Consider the following 18,993-nt stretch of genomic DNA (forward strand, 5'->3'; position numbering starts at 1 on the left):
CGCGGCCCTAACCCTGCTTCGCCTTGCCGGTCACGAGACCGACCTGCGACAGGTCGAGGCGGCGCAGCAGGTCGAGCACGTCCATGACCTTCTGGTACTGCACGGCCGCGTCGCCCTTCAGCACGATCGGAAACTCCGGATTGGTCGCCTTCTCGGTGCGCAGCCGGCTTTCGAGCTCGTCCATCGTCACCGGGTACGCGTCGAGGAAGATCTGCCCGGAATCGGCCACCGTGATCGCCTTCGTCTTCGGCTTCGCGAGGCTCGCGGACGAGCTCGCCTTCGGCAGATCGACCTTGATGCCCTGCACCGACGCGGTCGTCATGATGATGAAGATGATCAGCAGCACGTACGCGAGGTCGAGCATCGGCGTGATGTTGATGTCGTCGTACGGCTTGTCGTCGTCCTGAACCTGCATGGTGGTCTCCTGCGTGCATTCAGTCGGCCAGCACCGCGTGATCCGGCGTGCGATGGGCTTCGGCGAGGCGCGTGACGAATTCGTCGACGAACACCTGCATGTTCGCGGTCACGTTCTTGTTGCGGATCAGCAGGTAGTTGTAGCCGAACAGCGCGGGAATCGCGACGAACAGGCCCGTGACGGTCGCGAGCAGCGCGGCCGCGATACCCGGTGCGATCGCGTTCACGTTCACGTCGCCGGCCGCGGCGATCGCCGCGAACGTGATCATCACGCCGACCACCGTGCCGAGCAGGCCGAGGAACGGGCCGCCCGAGATCGCGATGGTCAGCAGCACCATCGACTTCGACAGCCGCTGGTTCTCGCGCACGAGCGTCGCGTCCATCGATGCGCGGATCGCCTCGATCGACTCGCTCGTGATCACGGTGCGGCCGTTGCCGTCCATCCGGCTGTGGATTTCATGCACGCCGGACTTGTAGAGCCGGTACAGCGACGACTGGTAAAGCCGGCGCCCTTCGGTGCTCGCCTCGTCGACGTGCGCGAGGCCGACCAGGTGACGTCCCGCCACTTCGCGAAAGCGCTGCACGAAATACTGGTTCGCCTTGTCGACGGTGCCGACGTAGCGCGCCTTGGTCCACATCACGATCCACGACACGAGCGCCATGCCGAGCAGGATCGTGATCACGACCCACGCATCGACCGTCACCGACTGCACGATCACGCCGAAGTAGCCGAAGCCGAAGCCCGACTGCTTCTCGTCCGCGCCATAGGCAACGAGCTTCGACTCCGAACCCTGGGCCAGGGCATCGACCGCGATCGCGGCCGGCGAACGCGCGATCTTCGACAGCCGCAGCTCGTCGAGCGCGCCCGTGTAGGCGGCAAATCCCGCCGGTGCACCGGCCGCATCCGTGCCGACCGTCGCCACGCCGTTCAGCGCGGGCAGCGCCGCCGCGACCTGCGCGGCCTGCTTGCCGTTCAAATAGACGGTCAGGGTCTTGCCGTCGGCCGTCACCGCGAGATGCGTCCACTGGTTCGCGGCGACCGGCGCCGCGGCCGGCGTGCGTACCGGCGCAGCGCTGCCCGCCGCGCCGTCGACTTGCGCGAACGGCACGCCGTTGTCGAGGCCGACGAGCAGCGCGTTCGCGCCGTCGCGGCGGCTGTAGAGCAGCGTGTTCGGCGCGAGCGCGGCAGGCTTGATCCACGCGCTGAACGTGAAGCTGCCGCCGGCCGCCAGGTTCAGCGACGGGCTCGCGGGCAGCGTCAGCGACGCATTGCCGTCGAAGCGCGCGCCCTTGCCGACGATGCCGTCCTCGACCGTGCGGAACGTCGCGTTCTGCGCGTTGTTCGCATAGGCGGTCAGGTCCTTCGGCGGCGTGCCCGATGCGCCGTTGAAGTGATACACGAGCGTGTAGTCGGGATCGAACGTCTCGGCCGGCTTGCCGCCGTCAGGCGCCTTCTTGTTGCCGTAGTACATCCAGATCGCTTCCGCCGCACCCGCCGGCATCTTCGGCACGTCGACCCAGATCAGCGCGACGCCGAGCACCGGGTCGTATTGTTCGACGTGGTAGTTCAGCGGCGTCTTGTCGTCGGCCGCGACGAAGCGGATATCGGCGCCGTTGTCGGCCAGCCCGTCGAACTGGAAGTTGCCCGAATGCAGGCGGATCAGGAGCGGCACGCGGCCTGCCGAATCGGCAAGGTTCGCGCCCTTCGGGCTCGCGTCGATCGTGATCGCCTTGCGATACGACCAGTCGTTCTGCCACCATGCGTTCGCGATGCCGGGCAGCACGCCGAGCATCACCGCCAACAGGAAAAACAAGACTCGCTTCACGATCCACTCCCCGAATGTGCGGGCGCGGCGCTCGTCGCGTCGCCCCGGCACGGTCAAAAAAAATCCGTCAGAACCCCAGCCGCACGTAGAAATCGAACCGCGGGCTGTACTGCCGCGTATAGACGCCCGCCTTCAGCGGCCATCCGGCCTCGAAATCCGCGCTCGCGTACTTCATCAACTGCAGCCGCGTGCCGACGCCGACGCTCATCAGGTTGAAGCGCGACGTCTGCTCCGGCAGCGGGCTCAGCAGCCACAGGTGCGCCGCATCGAAGAACGCGTGGAAGCGCCACTCGTTCACGCGGCTGCCGATCGCGCCGCCGAGCCACTTCGACAGCGACGGGCTGCGCAGCTCGAGCGACGCGATCACGCCGCTGTCCGCCGTGTCTTCCGCCTGCATGTAGCCGCGCACGCTGTTCATCCCGCCGGCGGCGAACTGCTCGCTCGACACGAGCGGCGAGTTCGAAATCTGCGCGCTCACGTGCGCGTTGGCCTGCATGTCGTTCGCGAAGCGCTGCGTATGGTTCACGTCGAACTTGCCGTACACGAAATCCGGCGTCGCGTTGTAGCGCTTGTTGTCCCACGCGCCCCAGTCGCTGCCGAGGCCGCGGATGTTGGTGGTGAGCGACGCGGAGAACGACGTCTGCGAGTGCTTCAGGCTCAGCTGGCCGTTGTACGAGAACGTCACCGGCACGTAGGTCAGCGGCGCGGTGGACGTCTGGCCCACCAGGCTCACGTTCTCGTCGTAATGCTTGCGGTCGATCTCGATGCTGACCGAGTGCGCGTAGGTGTCCGACGCGGGCAGCGCGTAGATCGCGGTGAAGCCGTAGGTCGTGCCCTTGCCGAGCACGTTGGTGCCGCCGACCGACGCGACGTTGCTGTCCGAGTGCACGACGGTGGCGAGGAAGCTCCAGCGCGTGTCCCTGATCGGCGCGAGATACGAGAACGCATAGACGCGCGCATCGTTCGGATGCTGCGGCGCGATCACGTAGGTGCCGGAAATCACGTGGCCGAGCTGCCAGAGGTTCGAGTAGCTGAGGCTCGCGCTCGTGCGCAGCGTCGACGTGCCGGGGCTGTTGTCGTTGTTCAGCTCGAGCGTGCCGTGCAGCGGGCTGTGATCGTCGACCTTGAGATCCACGTCGACCGTCTGCGGCATCGCGCCGGGCTTGAGCACCGGAATCACCTGCCGGTCCGCCGAGCGGTTCAGGTCGGTGAGCTGCTGCTGCGCCTGGTTGAAGTCGGGCACCTTGCCTTCGGCGAGCGCGGGCACCGCGTCGCGGATGGTCTGCGGCGAGTTGTATTGCGCGCCGTCGACGCGCAGCCGGCCCACCTTCGCCTCGACCACCTGCAGCAGGATCACGCCGTTCTTCACCTGCTGCCGCGGCAGCTCGACGACGACCGACTGGTAGCCGCGCTCCTGATAGGCCTTCTGCAGCGCATCGCGCGCCGCGTTCACGTCGGCGAGCGTGCGGCCCGGCCCTTCGAACGGATAGACGGCCTTCTCGATCTCGAGCGTCGGCAGCGTCGTGTTGCCGCGCACGACGAACGCGTTCACGTCGAACGTCTGCGGCGTCGACGATTCCGACGCTGCCGCGTTCGCGGCCGGTGCCGCGGCAGCTTCCTGCGCGCGGACACCCGATGCGACGCACAATCCTCCGGCCAGCACGGCACCGGCCAGGCATCGGCATTCCATCCGCCATCGTTCGCGTGACTTGCGGTCTACTCTCGGCGGCATGCGCCATTCCCCTTTGTTGTTCCGGATCGCGGAACCGTCGCGCTGCCCGAGCCGCCCGTTCCGCTATCAAACGCCCGTTTCACTTTGATGACGATTTATTCGTCATCCTTATCAAGCCGTGCGCCATGCTTTTTCCTGCTTGCCGCTTCTGCCTCAGTCGCGGCGCGCCTGCTCCGGTCTTACGTCCGCCGGACAACCGAACTGCGCGCACGCAAACCGCGCCAGCGTATCGACGCACGCCGCGAGCGACGCGCGATCGGTGTCGATCACGAGATCCGCATCGACCGGCGGCTCGTACGGCGACGACACGCCCGTGAAGCCCGGCAGCACGCCGCGCCGCGCCTTCGCGTACAGCCCTTTCGGGTCGCGCGCTTCGCAGCTGGCGAGCGGCGTGCTCACGTACACCTCGCGGAACGCCGTGCCGACGATCGACCGCGCCGCGTCGCGCATCGCCGCGAGCGGCGAGATGACCGCGACGATCGCGACGACGCCCGATCCGCTCGCCACCGCCGCGACCTCGGCGATGCGCCTCACGTTCTCGAAGCGGTCCTGCTCGGTAAAGCCGAGATCCCGATTCAGTCCGGCCCGCAACCGGTCGCCGTCGAGCACCATCGCCTGCCCGTGCCGCTCGCGCAGGCGCTGCGCCAGCGCATCGGCCAGCGTCGTCTTGCCCGCGCCCGACAGCCCCGTCAGCCACAGCACACCGCCCGCATGGTGCGGCGCCGCGCCGCGCGCCTCGTTGGCCGCGTCTATCGATAAGGACGAAACGACCGCGGAAAACCCGCAACGATCGAGGTTCATCGTGCCTGCCCGCCGAGGTTCGCGGGCTCGTCGTCCTCGCGCGGGCGCGTTTGCCAGAATCCGCCCTGCATCGTGACGATCGACGGCGTCCCCGCCCATTGAGGTGCGCTCAGGATCTCGGCGCGCCGCACGTTCGGCAGCACCTGCACGTCGAAGATCTCGTCGACGCCGTTGAAGAACTGCAGGATGCCGAGCACCGCGCCGCTGTTCGCGTCGAGCGCGGCGACGCCCGCGACGATCGCGTCGGCCTCGCGTTCGATCGGCAGCCCCTGGGGGCCGCGCTTGTCGCGCAGCTTCGACAGTCCGACGAACAGCACACCGCCGTATTCCGCGAGACCGTGCGTGAAACCCGGCAGTTTCGCGAGCACGCGTCGTGCACCCGTTTGCGGATCGATCTTCAGCACCTGGCCGCGGCCGCCTTCGAGCACGTGCAGGCGACCGCCGATCACGCGCGGCGAATGCGGCATCGACAGCCCCGACGCGACGATGCGGCCCGACGGCACCTCCATCACGATGCCGCCGTCGGCCATCCCGCGCCGCCAGCCGAACGGCTCGTCGGTCATCCCGAGCGCCGTCGCGAAACGCACCTTGCCGTCGCTGAACGCCATCCCGTTCAGATGGCAGCGGTCGTCGGGCTGCATCGCGGTCACGAACGGCGGCTGCCAGATCGGCGTGAAGTTGAAGTAGCCGTCGATCACGCTGATGCACGAATAGCGTGTGTTGACCGCGAGCACGACGTGCCTGTCGAACGCCATGTCGTGCAGGTCGAGATCTCCGGTGTAGTACGCCATGCGCGGCACGAACATCGCGTCGTAGTGACCGGGGCGCTCAGGATAGAGCGGCGCGAGCGTCGACACGTTCGCGAACACCATCAGTTCATGCATCGTCGCGACCGCGAGCCGGTTGCCGGATACGGCCATCCCCATCGAGCGCGGCAGCAGGCACGCGGACAGCGTCGGCACACCCGCGTCGACGCCGATCACCGCGACGCCCGACGGGCGGCGGCTGACCGCCAGCGAACAGCCGAGCGCCTCGAGCACCTGCAGAAAGCGTCCCGTGTCGCGCAGGTTGATCACCGGCGACATCGCTTCCGCTGCCCGTTCCGATGCGGCGAGCGCGTCGCCGCCCTGCCGGCCTTCCTCGAACTGTTCCACTGTGATGCACCTGTCGGCTTCGCGCCGCGTGATGAATAAAGGTGAAGTCCGCACTCGCCCGTCCGCACGCACGGCATGCGCGCGCCGGCCGCGAGCCGGATCGCGCGTGCCGGGTCGCGACACTCACCTACCTAGACGGAACGAAATGCGCATTGCCGCAAACTTTTTTGCGTGGACCGACCGGTGCGGCGCCGAGCGCGCGCAGCCGGCCGGTCGGCCCGCGTGTACGCGCTGTCGGCGGCGCCGATCCGACGGCGTCGACGACAGCGTGCGGCCTGCAATGCGCGCACGGCGCAACCCGCGCGCGAATCGCGCGGAACGCCGTGCAGGAATGTGCGTGGCCCCCGTTTGGTGTGCATGTCGCCTGCCCGGCCCGTGTCGGCTCTTCGGCGTCGCGCGTGCGCGGGTCGCCGGCAAACGTGTTGCCGCCGCGTGGGCAGATCGCGAAAACGCGTCGCACCCGCGTACGGCCCGACAATCGTCGGGTGCTATCGGGAAGTTTTTGTGACATTCCGCTGAAGATATTCACGAGACCGGGTGCGACAGCGCGCCCGATATCGTTTACGCGGAACCGCGCCGGCGCGGCCGCAGCGCGGCAAACGCCCGGACATCACGAAAACCTGCGGTTTCGCGCTCCCCGATCCGTCCTAGCTAATGAGAAAAACACGTCGACGACGGGGTCCGATCCATGTCATTCGCCACGATGCTCGTACGCTGGCTCGCCGGGAGGCTGTCCGGCGCGGCCGCGCCGCCGAACCCGCTGCGCGCGGCCGTCGCCGGTCGTGCCGTGCCGCGCCGTCCGTTGCGCTGGCGCGCGCCGTGGCTCGCATGGCAGTTGCTGTCGTGGTGCGTACTGACGCTGCTGGCGCCGCCGATCTGGACGATCGGCACGCTGCTGCTGATCAACGCGTCGAGCGACCAGCCGCTGTTCTGGACGCTCGCGATGGCGATCGTGCCCGTCGCGAACGGCGTGGCGATCGTCGCGACCAACCAGCGCCACCACCGCGTGCCATTCACGCGGCGCTCGACGGTCGCGCTGTGCATGTTCTTCGTCGCGATGGCGATCGGCTGCACGCTGTTCGCGCTGCTGCTGTGGCGCTCGCATTCGATCGCCGCGCTGGTCGGCCCGCTCGCGCTCGACGGCGACGACGCGCGTCCCGCGACGCTCGCGTTCTGGGTCGCGGGGCTCGCCGCGATGTTCGGCGTCACGTCATCCGCGCATGCGAGCATCGCGCATGCGTGGCTGGCGTTCGAGGCCTGAATGCGGTTGCGCCCACACAACGGGGGCACGCGAATGCATCGATACGGAAGATCCGGCGCGGCACGCGCGCCGCGCGCACGCGGCATCGCGATCGTGACGGTGCTGCTCGTCGTCGCGCTGGCGGCCACGCTCGCGGCCAGCGTGCTGTGGCGTCAGCAGGTCGCGACACGCGACGTCGAAAACCAGCGGCTCGCGACGCAGACGATGTGGGTCGAGCGCGCCGCCGTCGAATGGGCGCGGGCGACGCTGCGCGCGCAGAACGCGACGTCGAACGTGACCTTCGTCGGCCAGCCGTGGTCGGCGCCGTTCGCCGACGTGCCGCTGTCCGACCTGCTGCCGCCGGATGCGGTCGCGGTCAACGCGGAGCTTGCGCGCGCATCGATCTCGGGAAACGTCGAGGATGCGCAGGCCCGCTTCAACCTGATGAATCTCGTGTCACGCATCGCGCCGGGCAAACCGTGGCAGGCGAATGCCGAAGGCGTGCGCGCCTACCGGCGCCTGCTCGGCGAACTCGCGCTCGATCCCGCGCTCGCGCAACAGACGGCCGACTACATGCTGCGCTCGCTGCGCGACACGAACGGCCCCGGCGGCTGGCCGCTGCAACTCGTGTCGGTCGACGATCTCGCGCGCATTCCCGGCTACGACACGCATGCGATCGACGCGCTCGCGCCGTTCGTGACGGTGCTGCCCGACCTCACCGTCGTGAACGCGAACACGGCGGCCGAGCCGGTGCTCGTCGCCGCGATTCCGACGCTGTCGAACAGCCAGGCGAAACGGCTCGTCGACCGGCGCGGCACCGCGTATTTCGTCAGCACCGGAGACATCGCCGAGTATCTGCTGCCCGCGCAGGGCGGCAACCCGACGCTGCCGGACGGCTCGGCCGTGGGCGTCGGCAGCGGCTATTTCATCGTGCACTGCCGCGTGCATTCGGCGCGGATCAACGCGCGCGTCGATACGCTGATCGCGCGCTACGGCAGCGGCAATTTCACGTGGACGTCGGTGATCTGGGTGCGGCGGCTCACGAGCTGAATGCCGACCGCACGGATTGCGCGAGCGCATGCGAATCGCACATGAGCGGAACCGCCGATCTAGACCAGCGACGACTCGCTCACCCCGACCGCACGCGCACCCTGCGGCGTCACCGCGCAATCGAACGTCAGCCGCGTGAGGCTCGTCTCGCGCACTTCGCCGAGCAGCCGGTTCCAGTCGTCGATCGACACGAGCAGCGCGATCGGCCGGTTGTATTTCGTGACCATCACCAGCGCCTCGCCCGCATGCCGCAGCGCCTTCGACGGATTGCTGCTGAAGTCGCGCGTCGCCATCGCGATCGTGCGCAGGCTGAACACGTTCGTGGCGGCATCGTCGCCGTCGTCGTGCAGCAGCCGCTCGAGCGTCGCCGCGCGCAGCAGCGCCTGCGATTTTGCGGACAGCCGGTTGTCGCGGCGCTTGCGGCGCTCGCTGCGCGGGTCGACGTGCACGGCCAGCAGCCGCACGATCTGGCCGAGGGTGGCGGCGGGCAACTGGTCGTAGCGGCGCCACCAGTCGGGCGGCAGCGCGATCATCATCCCCGCGTAGATCGCCGCGGCGCCATCGGCGATATGCGACGGAAGACGCTCGGCGTCGCGCGCGTCGAGATCGAGTGCCGTGGCGACCACCTGCGTCATCACGCTGAACGCGTTATACGCGAGTGCAGCGATCCCGCAGGCGAGCAGCGACGCACGCGCCGGCGCATCGCCGAACGGCGCGCCTTCCCGCACCGGTTCGAGCGGCAAGGGCAACGCGTCATGCCAGCGTCGACGCGATAACTGCACGATCTGCACCGCATCGAACCGCGCGACCGGCAAATCCGTCAGCAGCGTCACCGCTTCGACCGGTTCGCCCGGTTCGCCCGGTTCGCCCGGTTCGCCCGGTTCGCCGCCGGCCGCCGCACGACGCCATTCGATGCGCCGCAACGTACCAGTTGCGCCGCCGTCACCCGTCATTCCTGCCGGTTGTTCGCGCACGAACCCGTCGTCGAACTCACCCGCGTCGTGCCATTCGCCAAGCGGCCGGCACGCCGTCGCGCGGCCGTACTCGCGCAGGATCAACGCGCCGCCGCGACGCGGCCAGCCCGACAGAATCGCGTCCGTATCGAAGCATCCGTCGACGATCCACAGCTCGCCGGGCCGCACCGCTTCGAGCAGCGCGGCGACGAAGGCCCGCGCGTGCTGCCGGCCGCGCTCGACCGGCAGCAGGTCGACGATCAACCCGAGATCGGGATCGTAGACCGGCAGCACGCGCGGGCCGCCGCCGAGGGCCGCAGCGCGCGCCGGATCGTCGCAGGCCCGCCCGCAATCGCAGGCAGCCGGCCCGGGCGCACACGCGTCGCCCGCGCCGTCGAGCACACGCAGCCGCATCCCGCCGAATCCGCGCTCGTCGGCACGCGCCGCCGCGATCGGCAGCAAGAGTTCCGCGCTGTCCTTCACGAGCGCGCGCCCCCACCCGGCGCGCAACCGGCTCATCCCGTCGTGCAACGCGGCAACGGCGGCCCCGACGCCCATCGGCGCGACGCCAGCCGCATCGAACGGCGCGCGCGTGCGCGCCGCGAGCGCCGCGATCGCATCGACCGCAAGCGCGAACAGCGCCTCGCGGATCGGCTCGTCATCGGGCTCACCGCCGGTATCGGCGCTCGCGTCGAGCCAGTCGTCGTGCAGCGCGCACTGCAGTACGAGCCGCGTCATGATCGCCATCGGGCGCTGTTCGACGAAGCGTTCCACTACCGCGCGCATCATCGGGACACCCCGTGCCGCTTGCAGCGACGCACACGCAACCGGTCTGCGCCGCACGATCGCACTTGACGGGCCGCAATCGACGCCGCAGCATCGTGAGCACCCGGACGCGCGCGGCCGCATGCCGTCGCGGCGCTCCGCCCGCAATCGACGCACGAGACCCCGGCATGTACGTAGATCCACGCGTGGCGCACGGCCGCGCCCGGTTCGACCTGAGCCGTTCCCCGCGCCTGCTCGCCGACAAGCGCCGCTGGGAGATCAGCGACCTCGTCACGCGCGCCCTCGACGATTTCACCGGCGTGCGCAACCGCCGCAACCTGATGCGGCTGCTCGGCCGCCAGATCGCGCCGAAGCTCGCGCGTCTCGGCCTCGATCCGTACGTCGGCGTGCTCGGCCGGGCCGAAGGCCTGTTCGTCAACTTCTCGACGATGAGCGCCGAGCACGGGCTGCGCGAATTCCAGCTGCAGCTGACGGTGCCCGACCTCGTGCTGCGCAGCTTCGCGTCGAACGTGATCCGGCCGCACGCGGTCGCGCGCTGCATGCAGCGCAACGGCGTGATGACGCTCGCGGAGATCGAGCACGAGACGAATATCGCGTTCGTCGCGGCGCGCGTGATGCGCTCGCTCGCGATCGCGGAACAGTGGCGGCAGACCGGCGTACCGACGCCGCACGGGCTGTTCGTCGGGATACTCACCGACGCGAACGACGTCGCGATGAACACCTATTTCCGGCCCGGCGACAACGACCGCCCGTCGCGCTGGAGCGGCTTCGCGGCCCTCTTCGCGACGATGCCGGACTGGCGCCCGGAACAGGTCCGGCACGGCGGCGAACTGCTGCAATGGATGGTCAACCATATCGTGGCCCTGCAAGAATCCGCACCGTTCTTCGAACGCTTTCCGTTTCTGCGTGAACCGCTGCGCGACGCCGACGACCCGCTCGACGCTGCGTGGCGCGGCGCGCGCGCCGGCCTCGACGGCAGCGCGACGTCCTGACCGCCGGCCCTCGCCGCACACCACGCCCCACGCCGGCGGCGATCCGGAGGCCGGCTTCGGCCCCCGGTTCCGCTCCACGGCGCCCTCGCTCTCTCGTATACAAGGTCGAAGCGGGCGCGCATAACCCGCAGAATTTCTTGTGGCACCCGGATGCGCGTGGATGAAAACGATTCCGCCGCAGACCGGAATGCCCGCATCGCCGGCCGGTCAATGCGTGCGCGTCGGCCCGCCCGGTTCCTGGCGACCGACCGTCTCCAGCACGGCCCACATCCAGATCAGTTCGCGGACGGTGCGCGCATGCTCGTCGCTCTGCGCGCGCCAGCGCCGGAACGCATCGAGTTCGCCTTCCGTCGTATCGCCGGTGCGCAGCCACAGCAGCCAGCGCACCGCGCCTTCGCGGATCGCGTCGGCGCGCGTGCGCGCGTCGCCGGAATCCGCATCCCGTTGCGATTCGTTCATGATCACGCCACCGCCCGAAGCTCCCTCGACACCCATCCCCCGCACCGCGCATCGCTGCATGGCCGGGGCGCTTGCCACCCACGCCTCGGATCCGACGACGCTCCACCAGGCGGCCGCGAACGGCAGCCCGGCGTTTGCCGGCCCTCATTGATCAGGTCGTATCGGCGGGCCGCAACCCGCAGCGCACCGGCAGCCCGCGGCAGCGCGAACGGGTCGCCTGCCGGAGGAGGAGGAGGAAGACGAGAGGGAGAAGCCGCTCAGCTCAGCAGTACGATATTGCCGGGCAGACGCGTGATGTGCGCGCCGTACAGGCGGCCGACCATGTCGATCACGTCGTCGAGCCGCGTGATCGGAAACTGCGCCTGCATCCGGTTCGCGCCGAGCGCGGCACGCCGCAGCACGACCCTGCCCGGACGATAGCGGTTGATTTCGTCGACGACGTCCGACAGCGGCACGCCGTTGAACACCAGCATCCCGCGCCGCCATGCGCTGACCGCGCCCGGATCGGCGCGCGACACGGGCTGCACGCCGCGATCGTCGTAGACGACCTGATCGTCGGCCTTCAGCGTGCGTGCGCCGCGCGGATGCGCGAGCGCGACCGTGCCCGACAGGCAGGTCACGCACACCTGCGACCCGGCACGCCGCACGTTGAAGCGCGCGACGGTCGCCTGCATGCGGCCGTCGCCCGCCACCACGGTGACGGGCTGGATCGGCGTCGCGCGGCCGGCCGGCGGCGTGGCCGCGTCGATCTCCGCCTCGCCGGCGACGACTTCGACGCCGTGCGCGGCATCGTTCGCGGGCAGCACGTCGACGCGTGTCTGCGTGTTCATCGCCACCGTCACGCGCGACGACAGCGCGACGCTGCGCTGTTCGCCGGTGCCCGTGTGGTAATCGGCGGCCAGGTCGCCGAGCGACGGCCACAACTGCAGCGGCGGGCGCACCGCGAGCCACGACGCGCCCGCCGCCACCGCGAAGCCGATGAACGCGCGGCGGCCCGTGCGCATCGTGCGCTCGCGCCTTGCAACGTTTGCCCAGGCCGCGGCCGTGCGCTCTTCCTGCGCGAGTTCGGCCGCCGCCGTGCGCAGGGAGCCCCAGGTGTCGCGCAGCAGTGCGGCAGCCTGCGGACGATCGGCGCACCAGCGCTCGAACGCGTCGGCCTCGGCCTGGCTCGCGTCGCCCGAGCGCAGACGCAGCAGCCACGCGCTCGCTTCGTCGAGTGCGTCGTGGGCGGGTTCGGCCTGGGCTTTCGTCATCGTCCGGGTACTCAAAATTTACGCGGCCCGCCTCGCGAGCCCGTGTACGAATCACCGTCTTCCTGCATGCGCTGCAGACAGTACTTCATCGCCGCGCTCAGCTCGCTTTCGACGAGCCGCAACGAAATGCCGAACTGCTCGGCGATCTCGCGGTTCAGCAGGCCGTCCACGCGGGCGGCCAGCAGGATCGCGCGGCGCCGCGGCGGCAGGCCGCGCAGCACCTCCTTCAGCGTGTCGACCTTGCGGCGCGCCGCGACGATGCGCTCCGGATCGGCCAGTTCGTCCGGCGTCTCGAGCAGCGTCTCGACGTCGTCGTCGTGCAGATGGCGGCGCTCGCGGCGATGCTGGTCGATCGCGACATTGTTCGCCATCCCGAGTATATAGGCGTCCGCGTTCGTCACCTGCGTGGACACGTTCGCATTCTCGAGGCGCAGCCAGGTCTCGTGCAGCGCGTCGGCCGCGCCGTCCTTCGAGCCCGTCACGCGTTCGAGCCGCCTGACCAGGTACGCGTAGCGCGTCGCCAGCAGCTTCCTGAGCCCGGTGCGGGTGGTGTCGGACATGGCGGCCTAGCCTCGCGACGCCGTCGGCGGACAGCGGAAGTGCACGCCGTTGCCGGCCGGCCGCAACAGGATCGTGACCGGCTGCGGCAGGTCCGCCGGCGGCGCGTCGTCCAGCTTCAGCGCGCGCAGCGCGCGCATCACCGCCGCGTCGCGGGCGGCCGAACCGCTCGATGCCACCATGTTGACCGCCACCACCGCCCCCCTGTTGTCGATGCGCACCTGCGCGACGAGTCGATAGCTGCCCGGCACCGCCGCCGGCTGCGCGCACAGCGCATCGATCAGATGCGACTGCAGCGTGCCCGCGAACGCGCGCCGCTCGCTGGAATCACCAATCCCGTCGATCGGTAGCGCGGCGTCCGCCGGCGCGTCGACCGTGGCGGGCACCGCCTCGGCGGCCGGCCGCGCGACGATGATCGCTTCGTCCGCACGCGAGAATTCCGCACGCAACCCCGTTCCGGCCAGCATCCGTTCGAGCGCGTCGCGCGGCACGTAGTCGCCCTGCACCGGTGCGCTCGTGCGCCCGTCGAGCAACGGCGCTGGCGCCAGCACGATCAGCTCGGTGAGCCGCGCAAAGTCCTGCAAGGCCTTCGCGAGCGGCTGCGCGGGCAGATCGAAGTGCGCGGCGCTGCCTGGCGGGCGGCCGGTGGAGCTGGTCTCCTGCGCGTGCGCGCCGCGCATGCACAGCACGACGAACGCGAGCCACGCGACGAGCGCCAGGACACCGGTCGGCGCCCGTGAACGAGTCATGAATCCCTGGTCGGAAATGGAGTTGCACGCTGCGTGCCGGAACGCGCACCCCCGTGAGCGGTTCGGTCGCAAGCGAACGTCAGATTGTGAGCGGGCACTGTGACAGTCAGGTGAAGCGTGCAGCGGATCGACTCAATGCGGTGTGCCACGTTCGCGCGCCGCGCGCTCACGGCCTGCGCACGACGAAGTTGCCGATGCCCGTGCCGACGACCGCCATCCGCACGTCGCCCGACCACAGCGTGATCGTCACCGGCACGTCGATGCTCTCGCTGCCGAGCACGACGCGCGACGGTGCGTCGCCGCCGCCGGTATAGCGCACCGACACGGCCGTCACCTCGGCGCCCCAGCGGCGCGCGCGATACAGGTCGTCGGTCATCGGCGCCCACGCGCCGTTTTCGGTGCGCTGCACGAACCGGTAGCCGCCGCCGACCGGCTGCCACGCGATCGGCATCGAGCGCACCTGCGCCTCGTCGCCGGCCGATTCGAGCAGGTTCGCGAGACGCTGCGCTTCCTCGGCGAGATCGGTGCGGCGATTGCGCGACGGCGCGAGCGTGACGACCGCGACCAGCATCCCGACGATCACGAGCACGACCAGCATCTCGAGCAGTGTGAAGCCGCGCTGCAGGCGGCGATGCGTGCTTGCATGCGGTCGCCTCGCGTGCGAGGTATGCGCTTCGTCGTGCCTCGTCATCATGCATTCACCCTTGCGTCAAAGAATGGAACGCGTCTTCCGTTCTGTTTTCCATCATCCGTTATCCGAACCGATCGTCATGAAACCACTCGCCCTGTTCCGCACCGTTCCGTCCCGCCTCGATCTCGCGCCTCTGGCCGCGACGCTCGCCGCCGCGGCCGCGCTCGTCGCCGTGTCGCTCTGGGCCGTGCACGTGCTGAGCGCGGGCGATGCGCCGGTTACGGCACCCGCGCCGCCCGCACCGGTCGACGTCTCGGCCGGCGCACGCCTCTTCGGCGCGAAACCCGACGACGGCCGCGACGCGATCCAGCTGCTCGGCGTGCTCGCGTTCGACGCGCGCCGTGCGGCCGCGATCGTCAGCATCGGCGGCGATGCGTCGCGCGTCGTATCGCTCGGTGCCGCGATCGGCGAAGCCGCGACACTCGCCGAGGTGCGCGCACGCTCGATCGTCGTCGACCGCAACGGGCTGCAACGCGAGATCGCGCTGCCCGCCACCGAGAAGGCCAACGCGTTCGTGCGCTGAGCCGCGCCTCACTGCACCATGTTGTTCAGCTCGATGATCGGCATCATCACGGCCAGCACGATCACTAGCACCACGCCGCCCATCGCGAGGATCAGCAGCGGTTCGAGCAGGCTCGTCAGGAACATCGTGCGGCGCTCCAGCTCGCGCGACTCGCCTTCGGATGCGCGATCGAGCATCGTCGTCACGTCGCCGGTCGCCTCGCCCGAGCGGATCAGGTGCACGAGCACCGGCGGGAACGTCTTCGTGTGAGCCAGCGCGCGCGACAGCGCGGAGCCTTCCCGCACACGGACGATCGCATCATCGACGTTCGCGCGCATCGCGCGGTTCGACAGCGTCTCGCCGGCCGCCTGCAACGCGCGCAGGATCGGCACGCCGGCCGCCGTGAGAATGCCGAGCGTGCTCGCGAAGCGCACCGTGTTGTAGCCGCGCACCAGCTTGCCCGCGAGCGGCGCGGTGAGCAGCCACTGATCGAAGCGCATGCGCGGCCCGTCGCGCGACAGCACCTTGCCGATCGCATAGCCGATCGCGACCGTCGCCGCGAGCGACGCCCACCACCAGTGACGCACGAAATCGGACAGCGCCATCATCACGACCGTCAGCGTCGGCAACTGCTGCTTCGTGCTGGTGAACACGTTCGCGACCTGCGGCACCACGTAGCTCAGCAGGAACGTGACGATGCCGAATGCGATCAGCGTGACGATGCCCGGGTACGTGAACGCGAGCAGGATCTTCTGCTTCAATGCATTGCTCTGTTCGATGTAGTCGGCCAGGCGCGACAGCACGACGCCGAGCTTGCCCGTGTGCTCGCCGGCCGCGACGAGCGCGCGGTAGATGTCGGGGAAGTCGCGCGGATGCTGCGTCAATGCATTCGTGAACGAATGGCCGCCGACGATTTCCGCGCGGATCGAAGCCATTAGCTCGCGCACGTATTCGCGCTCGGCTTGCTCGCTGAGCACCGACAACGATTCGTCGAGCGGCAGCCCCGCGACGAGCAGGCTCGCGAGCTGTCGCGTGATGATCGCCTGCTCGCGCTGCGACAGCTTGCGACCGAGTGACAGGCGTTGATGACGCTCGCCGTGCAGACGCTGCGCGGCCAGCTCGACGACGAGCGGCGTGAGGCCTTGCGTGCGCAACTGGCTACGCCCCGAACGCGCGCTGTCTGCTTCGAGCACGCCCTTCAGCGTGCGGCCGGTGGGATCGATCGCTTCGTAGCGGAATGCCGACATGCCGGAGTTCTCCTGTCACGTGCGCGACTGCTTCCTTCGATGACTTCGCGCGGCATGGCGGATGGAGTCGCCCGGGGAAGACTAAGGAGCGAACCGGCGCAAATTTGTGACGGATGTTGGGCTACCTTTTTGGGCGGGGTTTATTACTGCGGTGTGGGGTGCATATAACGCAAAAACGATTTCATCGTTGATGACACCAACTACCGTTCAGACATTAAAGATTCGATAAAGATGGATTGAATTTATTATTTAAAATATCCACTCTATTTCGAGGTGACGACAAAAACTTCGTCCAACAGACATCGCGCGAAATGTTCCGTAGCATCCGCCACGAAACTGACTTGAAGTCGGGATAGCGCGTTGCGGCACGCTATAACTGCCCGCCCCAAGCGCCTCGGGCAAGCTCCCCAGCTCAATCTCAACATCCGGGATGCCCGATACGCATTGAATCCAGATCGAATAGCTGCTTTACCAATCCGAATAACGCAATGGCTTACTCGATCAAAATGTTACGCACCATTCGTTATGAAAAATTCACACGCGTCATTCGGATTTCCCCCTACATTTACCCGGCGGTCCACAAGTATTCCAACCGCAGTAGCAGGGGTTCCCGTTTATCTTCGTCCAAGGAAATTTCTCATGAAATCCAGCAAGCGCAAGATCTGTCAAGTCCTCGCTCTCCTCGTTTCCGGTCTGGGTGCCACGGCCGCGATGGCCTCGCCGAACGTGCAAGGCGGCGGTTCGTCGCTCGTCGCGCCGACCATCGGCGCGATCGGCAACACCGCGACCGAAATCGGCCTGTTCGGCACGGCCGAAGGCTCGTTCACGTACTACTCGGTCGGCTCGGGTGCCGGTCAGAACGCATTCCTGAACAACCAGCCGACGTACTTCGGCTCGACGGTCACGGGTACGGTCCATTTCGCGAACAGCGACGCGGCGCTCTCGACCGCGCAAATCACGTCGTACAAGGCCGGCCTCGGCGCGACCAACGGCCCGCTGATCCAGATCCCGTACATCGTCACGCCGATCACGGTGCCGGTCGTCAACGGCCCGGCCGTGACGAGCACGACGACGCCGCAAACGACGCCGGGTCAGGCGCACAGCATCGCGCTGAACGACAACGACCTGTGCGGCGTGTTCTCGGGCAAGCTGACGAACTGGAACCAGGTCACGAATCCGGAAACGAACGCAACCTACGCGCTGAATGCGCCGATCACCGTCGTCTACCGTTCGGACAGCAGCGGCACGACCGAACTGCTGACCCGCCATCTGGTCGCCGTCTGCTCGGCCTCCAACACCGCCGCAGGCGTCACGTTCGTCGATTCGACGAACTTCACGGCCTCCTTCCCGACCGGCTTCCCGTCGGGCTCGCATTTCGTCGCGGCTTCGGGTAGCGGCGGCGTGCGCAACCAACTGGTCACTTACGCAACGACCACCGCGACCACGACGGCCGCGGTCGGCTACCTGAGCCCGGACTACACGAACACGTACCTCGCGCCGTCGAGCACGGTCACGACGTCGGCCGGCGCAACGCAACTGCCGGTGGCAAGCCTCCGGAACACGACGAACGGCACGTACTATGCACCGACGTACGCGAACGCGTCGACGGCACTGGGTTCGTTCGCACCGCCCGCGTCCAAGCTGACCGCCTCCAACCAGGCAAACTGGGTGCCCAATGCAGGCAACCCGGGGTCGGGCTATCCGGTTTCCGGCACCAGCCAGATCATCCTCAGCCAGTGCTACGCCGATTCGAACGTCAAGACGGCCGTGCATGACTTCCTGAACGCTCACTTCACGAACGCCAGCTTCGCGTCGATCGTTCACGGCAACGGCTTCGACACGGTTCCGTCGAACTACCAGACGGCCATCTCGAACGACTTCCTGAGCAACGCGAGCGGCTACAACCTCGACATCGGCAACACGAGCGTCTGCACGGGCACCGTGACCGGTCGTTAAGTCCATTTAACGGCGGATACTCCGCCGTTGATTCGACCGCGCCCCTGGATCGTCAAGGGCGCGGTTTTTTTGTTTACACGTCCAATCGGTATTTCTCATCGGCGCCCGGTCGAGCGTCGCTCGAGCACGCATGGCGCACTATGTCATCACGCCGATCACGATCGCTAACGGCCCGACCCTACCCAGCACAACAACGCATCAAACAACGCCAAATCGGGCCCACTGCATCGCGCTGAATGACACTGACCTCTGCGGCATCTTCCCAGGCAAATTGACGAACTGGAACCAGGCGATCAACCCCGAAACGGGCTCGCCTTACGTGTTCAACACGTCGATCACGGTGATCTGTCTTCCCGTCGGCGACGAAGACGCCAACAAGATGCTGACGCGCCATCCAGCCGCGGTCTGTACACAGCTTCGAGCGTCACATTCGTCGAGAAGAGTCTGTACCGGCACGGCTACCGGTCGTAGGGAAGTTTGCGATCCGTTCTCGCTTTCCGCGACACCTTCCCGGGGTCACCCCCGGGCGGCGTCTTTCATGCTTGCAACCATAACGACCTACGTCCGTATCACATCCTCATTGACGACTCGATAAAGGAGCGAGCCTCCGATCAAGCCGGCCACTCGCAT

18 protein-coding genes are annotated in these 18,993 nt (G+C 68.2%); 6 read left to right on the forward strand and 12 right to left on the reverse strand.

The window, feature by feature from the left end; all coding sequences use genetic code 11:
- Positions 1–7 precede the first annotated feature (7 nt).
- The 5 genes from DIE21_RS11920 to DIE21_RS11940 form a co-directional block, all read right to left on the reverse strand.
- Positions 8–415, reverse strand: coding sequence for a biopolymer transporter ExbD (locus tag DIE21_RS11920; protein WP_124497892.1), 408 nt, complete (start codon positions 413–415; stop codon positions 8–10).
- Positions 416–434: 19 nt separating this feature from the next.
- Entirely contained in the window at positions 435–2,240 is a 1,806-nt protein-coding gene (locus tag DIE21_RS11925) for a DUF2341 domain-containing protein (RefSeq protein WP_124497893.1), read from the reverse strand.
- Positions 2,241–2,307: 67 nt separating this feature from the next.
- Complete coding sequence (locus DIE21_RS11930) at positions 2,308–3,930, reverse strand: ShlB/FhaC/HecB family hemolysin secretion/activation protein (RefSeq protein ID WP_124497894.1); 1,623 nt, start codon at positions 3,928–3,930, stop codon at positions 2,308–2,310.
- Positions 3,931–4,125: 195 nt separating this feature from the next.
- Positions 4,126–4,773 carry an adenylyl-sulfate kinase gene (gene cysC, locus DIE21_RS11935; RefSeq protein ID WP_185642759.1) on the reverse strand — a complete coding sequence of 216 codons (648 nt, stop codon included), beginning with the start codon at positions 4,771–4,773 and terminating at the stop codon, positions 4,126–4,128.
- Positions 4,770–5,927, reverse strand: a complete 1,158-nt coding sequence (locus tag DIE21_RS11940) for a TIGR03032 family protein (RefSeq protein ID WP_260432444.1) — start codon at positions 5,925–5,927, stop codon at positions 4,770–4,772. The genes cysC and DIE21_RS11940 overlap by 4 nt, the downstream gene beginning before the upstream one ends.
- Before the next feature lie 688 nt (positions 5,928–6,615).
- On the opposite strand from DIE21_RS11940, the gene DIE21_RS11945 reads away from it, so the two are divergent.
- Entirely contained in the window at positions 6,616–7,188 is a 573-nt protein-coding gene (locus DIE21_RS11945; RefSeq protein WP_124497896.1) for a hypothetical protein, read from the forward strand.
- Positions 7,189–7,221: 33 nt separating this feature from the next.
- Positions 7,222–8,217 carry a type II secretion system minor pseudopilin GspK gene (gspK, locus tag DIE21_RS11950; RefSeq protein ID WP_124497897.1) on the forward strand — a complete coding sequence of 332 codons (996 nt, stop codon included), beginning with the start codon at positions 7,222–7,224 and terminating at the stop codon, positions 8,215–8,217.
- 59 nt (positions 8,218–8,276) lie between these two features.
- Here gspK and DIE21_RS11955 read toward each other — a convergent pair whose 3' ends face one another.
- A complete protein-coding gene (locus tag DIE21_RS11955) occupies positions 8,277–9,959 on the reverse strand; it encodes a type II toxin-antitoxin system Phd/YefM family antitoxin (RefSeq protein WP_124497898.1) in 1,683 nt (560 codons plus the stop codon).
- A gap of 164 nt (positions 9,960–10,123) precedes the next feature.
- Here DIE21_RS11955 and DIE21_RS11960 point away from each other — a divergent pair, with 164 nt between their 5' ends.
- The gene (locus tag DIE21_RS11960) at positions 10,124–10,948 is read left to right on the forward strand and encodes a hypothetical protein (RefSeq protein ID WP_124497899.1); all 825 of its coding nucleotides are present in this window, start codon (positions 10,124–10,126) and stop codon (positions 10,946–10,948) included.
- Between the two features lie 207 nt (positions 10,949–11,155).
- On the opposite strand, the gene DIE21_RS11965 is transcribed toward DIE21_RS11960, so the two are convergent.
- From DIE21_RS11965 to gspH, 5 genes are all read right to left on the reverse strand, one after another.
- On the reverse strand, positions 11,156–11,407 hold the full coding sequence (locus DIE21_RS11965; protein ID WP_260432446.1) for a DUF4880 domain-containing protein: 252 nt from the start codon (positions 11,405–11,407) through the stop codon (positions 11,156–11,158).
- A gap of 257 nt (positions 11,408–11,664) precedes the next feature.
- The gene (locus DIE21_RS11970; RefSeq protein ID WP_124497900.1) at positions 11,665–12,660 is read right to left on the reverse strand and encodes a FecR domain-containing protein; all 996 of its coding nucleotides are present in this window, start codon (positions 12,658–12,660) and stop codon (positions 11,665–11,667) included.
- An 11-nt stretch (positions 12,661–12,671) separates the two neighbouring features.
- A complete protein-coding gene (locus DIE21_RS11975) occupies positions 12,672–13,220 on the reverse strand; it encodes an RNA polymerase sigma factor (RefSeq protein WP_124497901.1) in 549 nt (182 codons plus the stop codon).
- Positions 13,221–13,226: 6 nt separating this feature from the next.
- Positions 13,227–13,967, reverse strand: a complete 741-nt coding sequence (locus tag DIE21_RS11980) for a secretin and TonB N-terminal domain-containing protein (RefSeq protein WP_124497902.1) — start codon at positions 13,965–13,967, stop codon at positions 13,227–13,229.
- Between the two features lie 166 nt (positions 13,968–14,133).
- A complete protein-coding gene (gspH, locus tag DIE21_RS11985; RefSeq protein WP_124497903.1) occupies positions 14,134–14,661 on the reverse strand; it encodes a type II secretion system minor pseudopilin GspH in 528 nt (175 codons plus the stop codon).
- Positions 14,662–14,737: 76 nt separating this feature from the next.
- Between gspH and DIE21_RS11990 the strand changes: the two genes are divergently transcribed.
- Complete coding sequence (locus DIE21_RS11990; RefSeq protein ID WP_124497904.1) at positions 14,738–15,181, forward strand: general secretion pathway protein GspC; 444 nt, start codon at positions 14,738–14,740, stop codon at positions 15,179–15,181.
- An 8-nt stretch (positions 15,182–15,189) separates the two neighbouring features.
- On the opposite strand, the gene gspF is transcribed toward DIE21_RS11990, so the two are convergent.
- The gene (gspF, locus tag DIE21_RS11995) at positions 15,190–16,407 is read right to left on the reverse strand and encodes a type II secretion system inner membrane protein GspF (RefSeq protein WP_124497905.1); all 1,218 of its coding nucleotides are present in this window, start codon (positions 16,405–16,407) and stop codon (positions 15,190–15,192) included.
- Between the two features lie 639 nt (positions 16,408–17,046).
- Here gspF and DIE21_RS12000 point away from each other — a divergent pair.
- The gene (locus DIE21_RS12000) at positions 17,047–18,363 is read left to right on the forward strand and encodes a substrate-binding domain-containing protein (RefSeq protein ID WP_124497906.1); all 1,317 of its coding nucleotides are present in this window, start codon (positions 17,047–17,049) and stop codon (positions 18,361–18,363) included.
- Positions 18,364–18,493: 130 nt separating this feature from the next.
- A complete protein-coding gene (locus tag DIE21_RS12005) occupies positions 18,494–18,958 on the forward strand; it encodes a hypothetical protein (protein ID WP_124497907.1) in 465 nt (154 codons plus the stop codon).
- Positions 18,959–18,993 lie beyond the last annotated feature (35 nt).

The sequence above is a fragment of the Burkholderia sp. Bp9140 genome, from assembly GCF_003853425.1.
In the GTDB taxonomy this organism is placed as follows: Bacteria; Pseudomonadota; Gammaproteobacteria; order Burkholderiales; family Burkholderiaceae; genus Burkholderia.

Excerpts from the sequence above, each read along its gene's own strand:
- DIE21_RS11920 (WP_124497892.1), bottom strand. The coding sequence starts at position 415 with ATGCAGGTTCAGGACGACGACAAGCCGTACGACGACATCAACATCACG.
- DIE21_RS11980 (WP_124497902.1), bottom strand. The coding sequence starts at position 13,967 with ATGACTCGTTCACGGGCGCCGACCGGTGTCCTGGCGCTCGTCGCGTGG.
- DIE21_RS11975 (WP_124497901.1), bottom strand. The coding sequence starts at position 13,220 with ATGTCCGACACCACCCGCACCGGGCTCAGGAAGCTGCTGGCGACGCGC.
- DIE21_RS11955 (WP_124497898.1), bottom strand. The coding sequence starts at position 9,959 with ATGATGCGCGCGGTAGTGGAACGCTTCGTCGAACAGCGCCCGATGGCG.
- DIE21_RS12005 (WP_124497907.1), top strand. The coding sequence starts at position 18,494 with ATGGCGCACTATGTCATCACGCCGATCACGATCGCTAACGGCCCGACC.
- gspH (WP_124497903.1), bottom strand. The coding sequence starts at position 14,661 with ATGATGACGAGGCACGACGAAGCGCATACCTCGCACGCGAGGCGACCG.
- DIE21_RS11960 (WP_124497899.1), top strand. The coding sequence starts at position 10,124 with ATGTACGTAGATCCACGCGTGGCGCACGGCCGCGCCCGGTTCGACCTG.
- DIE21_RS11965 (WP_260432446.1), bottom strand. The coding sequence starts at position 11,407 with ATGAACGAATCGCAACGGGATGCGGATTCCGGCGACGCGCGCACGCGC.
- DIE21_RS12000 (WP_124497906.1), top strand. The coding sequence starts at position 17,047 with ATGAAATCCAGCAAGCGCAAGATCTGTCAAGTCCTCGCTCTCCTCGTT.
- DIE21_RS11970 (WP_124497900.1), bottom strand. The coding sequence starts at position 12,660 with ATGACGAAAGCCCAGGCCGAACCCGCCCACGACGCACTCGACGAAGCG.
- gspF (WP_124497905.1), bottom strand. The coding sequence starts at position 16,407 with ATGTCGGCATTCCGCTACGAAGCGATCGATCCCACCGGCCGCACGCTG.
- DIE21_RS11930 (WP_124497894.1), bottom strand. The coding sequence starts at position 3,930 with ATGGAATGCCGATGCCTGGCCGGTGCCGTGCTGGCCGGAGGATTGTGC.
- gspK (WP_124497897.1), top strand. The coding sequence starts at position 7,222 with ATGCATCGATACGGAAGATCCGGCGCGGCACGCGCGCCGCGCGCACGC.
- DIE21_RS11945 (WP_124497896.1), top strand. The coding sequence starts at position 6,616 with ATGTCATTCGCCACGATGCTCGTACGCTGGCTCGCCGGGAGGCTGTCC.
- cysC (WP_185642759.1), bottom strand. The coding sequence starts at position 4,773 with ATGAACCTCGATCGTTGCGGGTTTTCCGCGGTCGTTTCGTCCTTATCG.
- DIE21_RS11990 (WP_124497904.1), top strand. The coding sequence starts at position 14,738 with ATGAAACCACTCGCCCTGTTCCGCACCGTTCCGTCCCGCCTCGATCTC.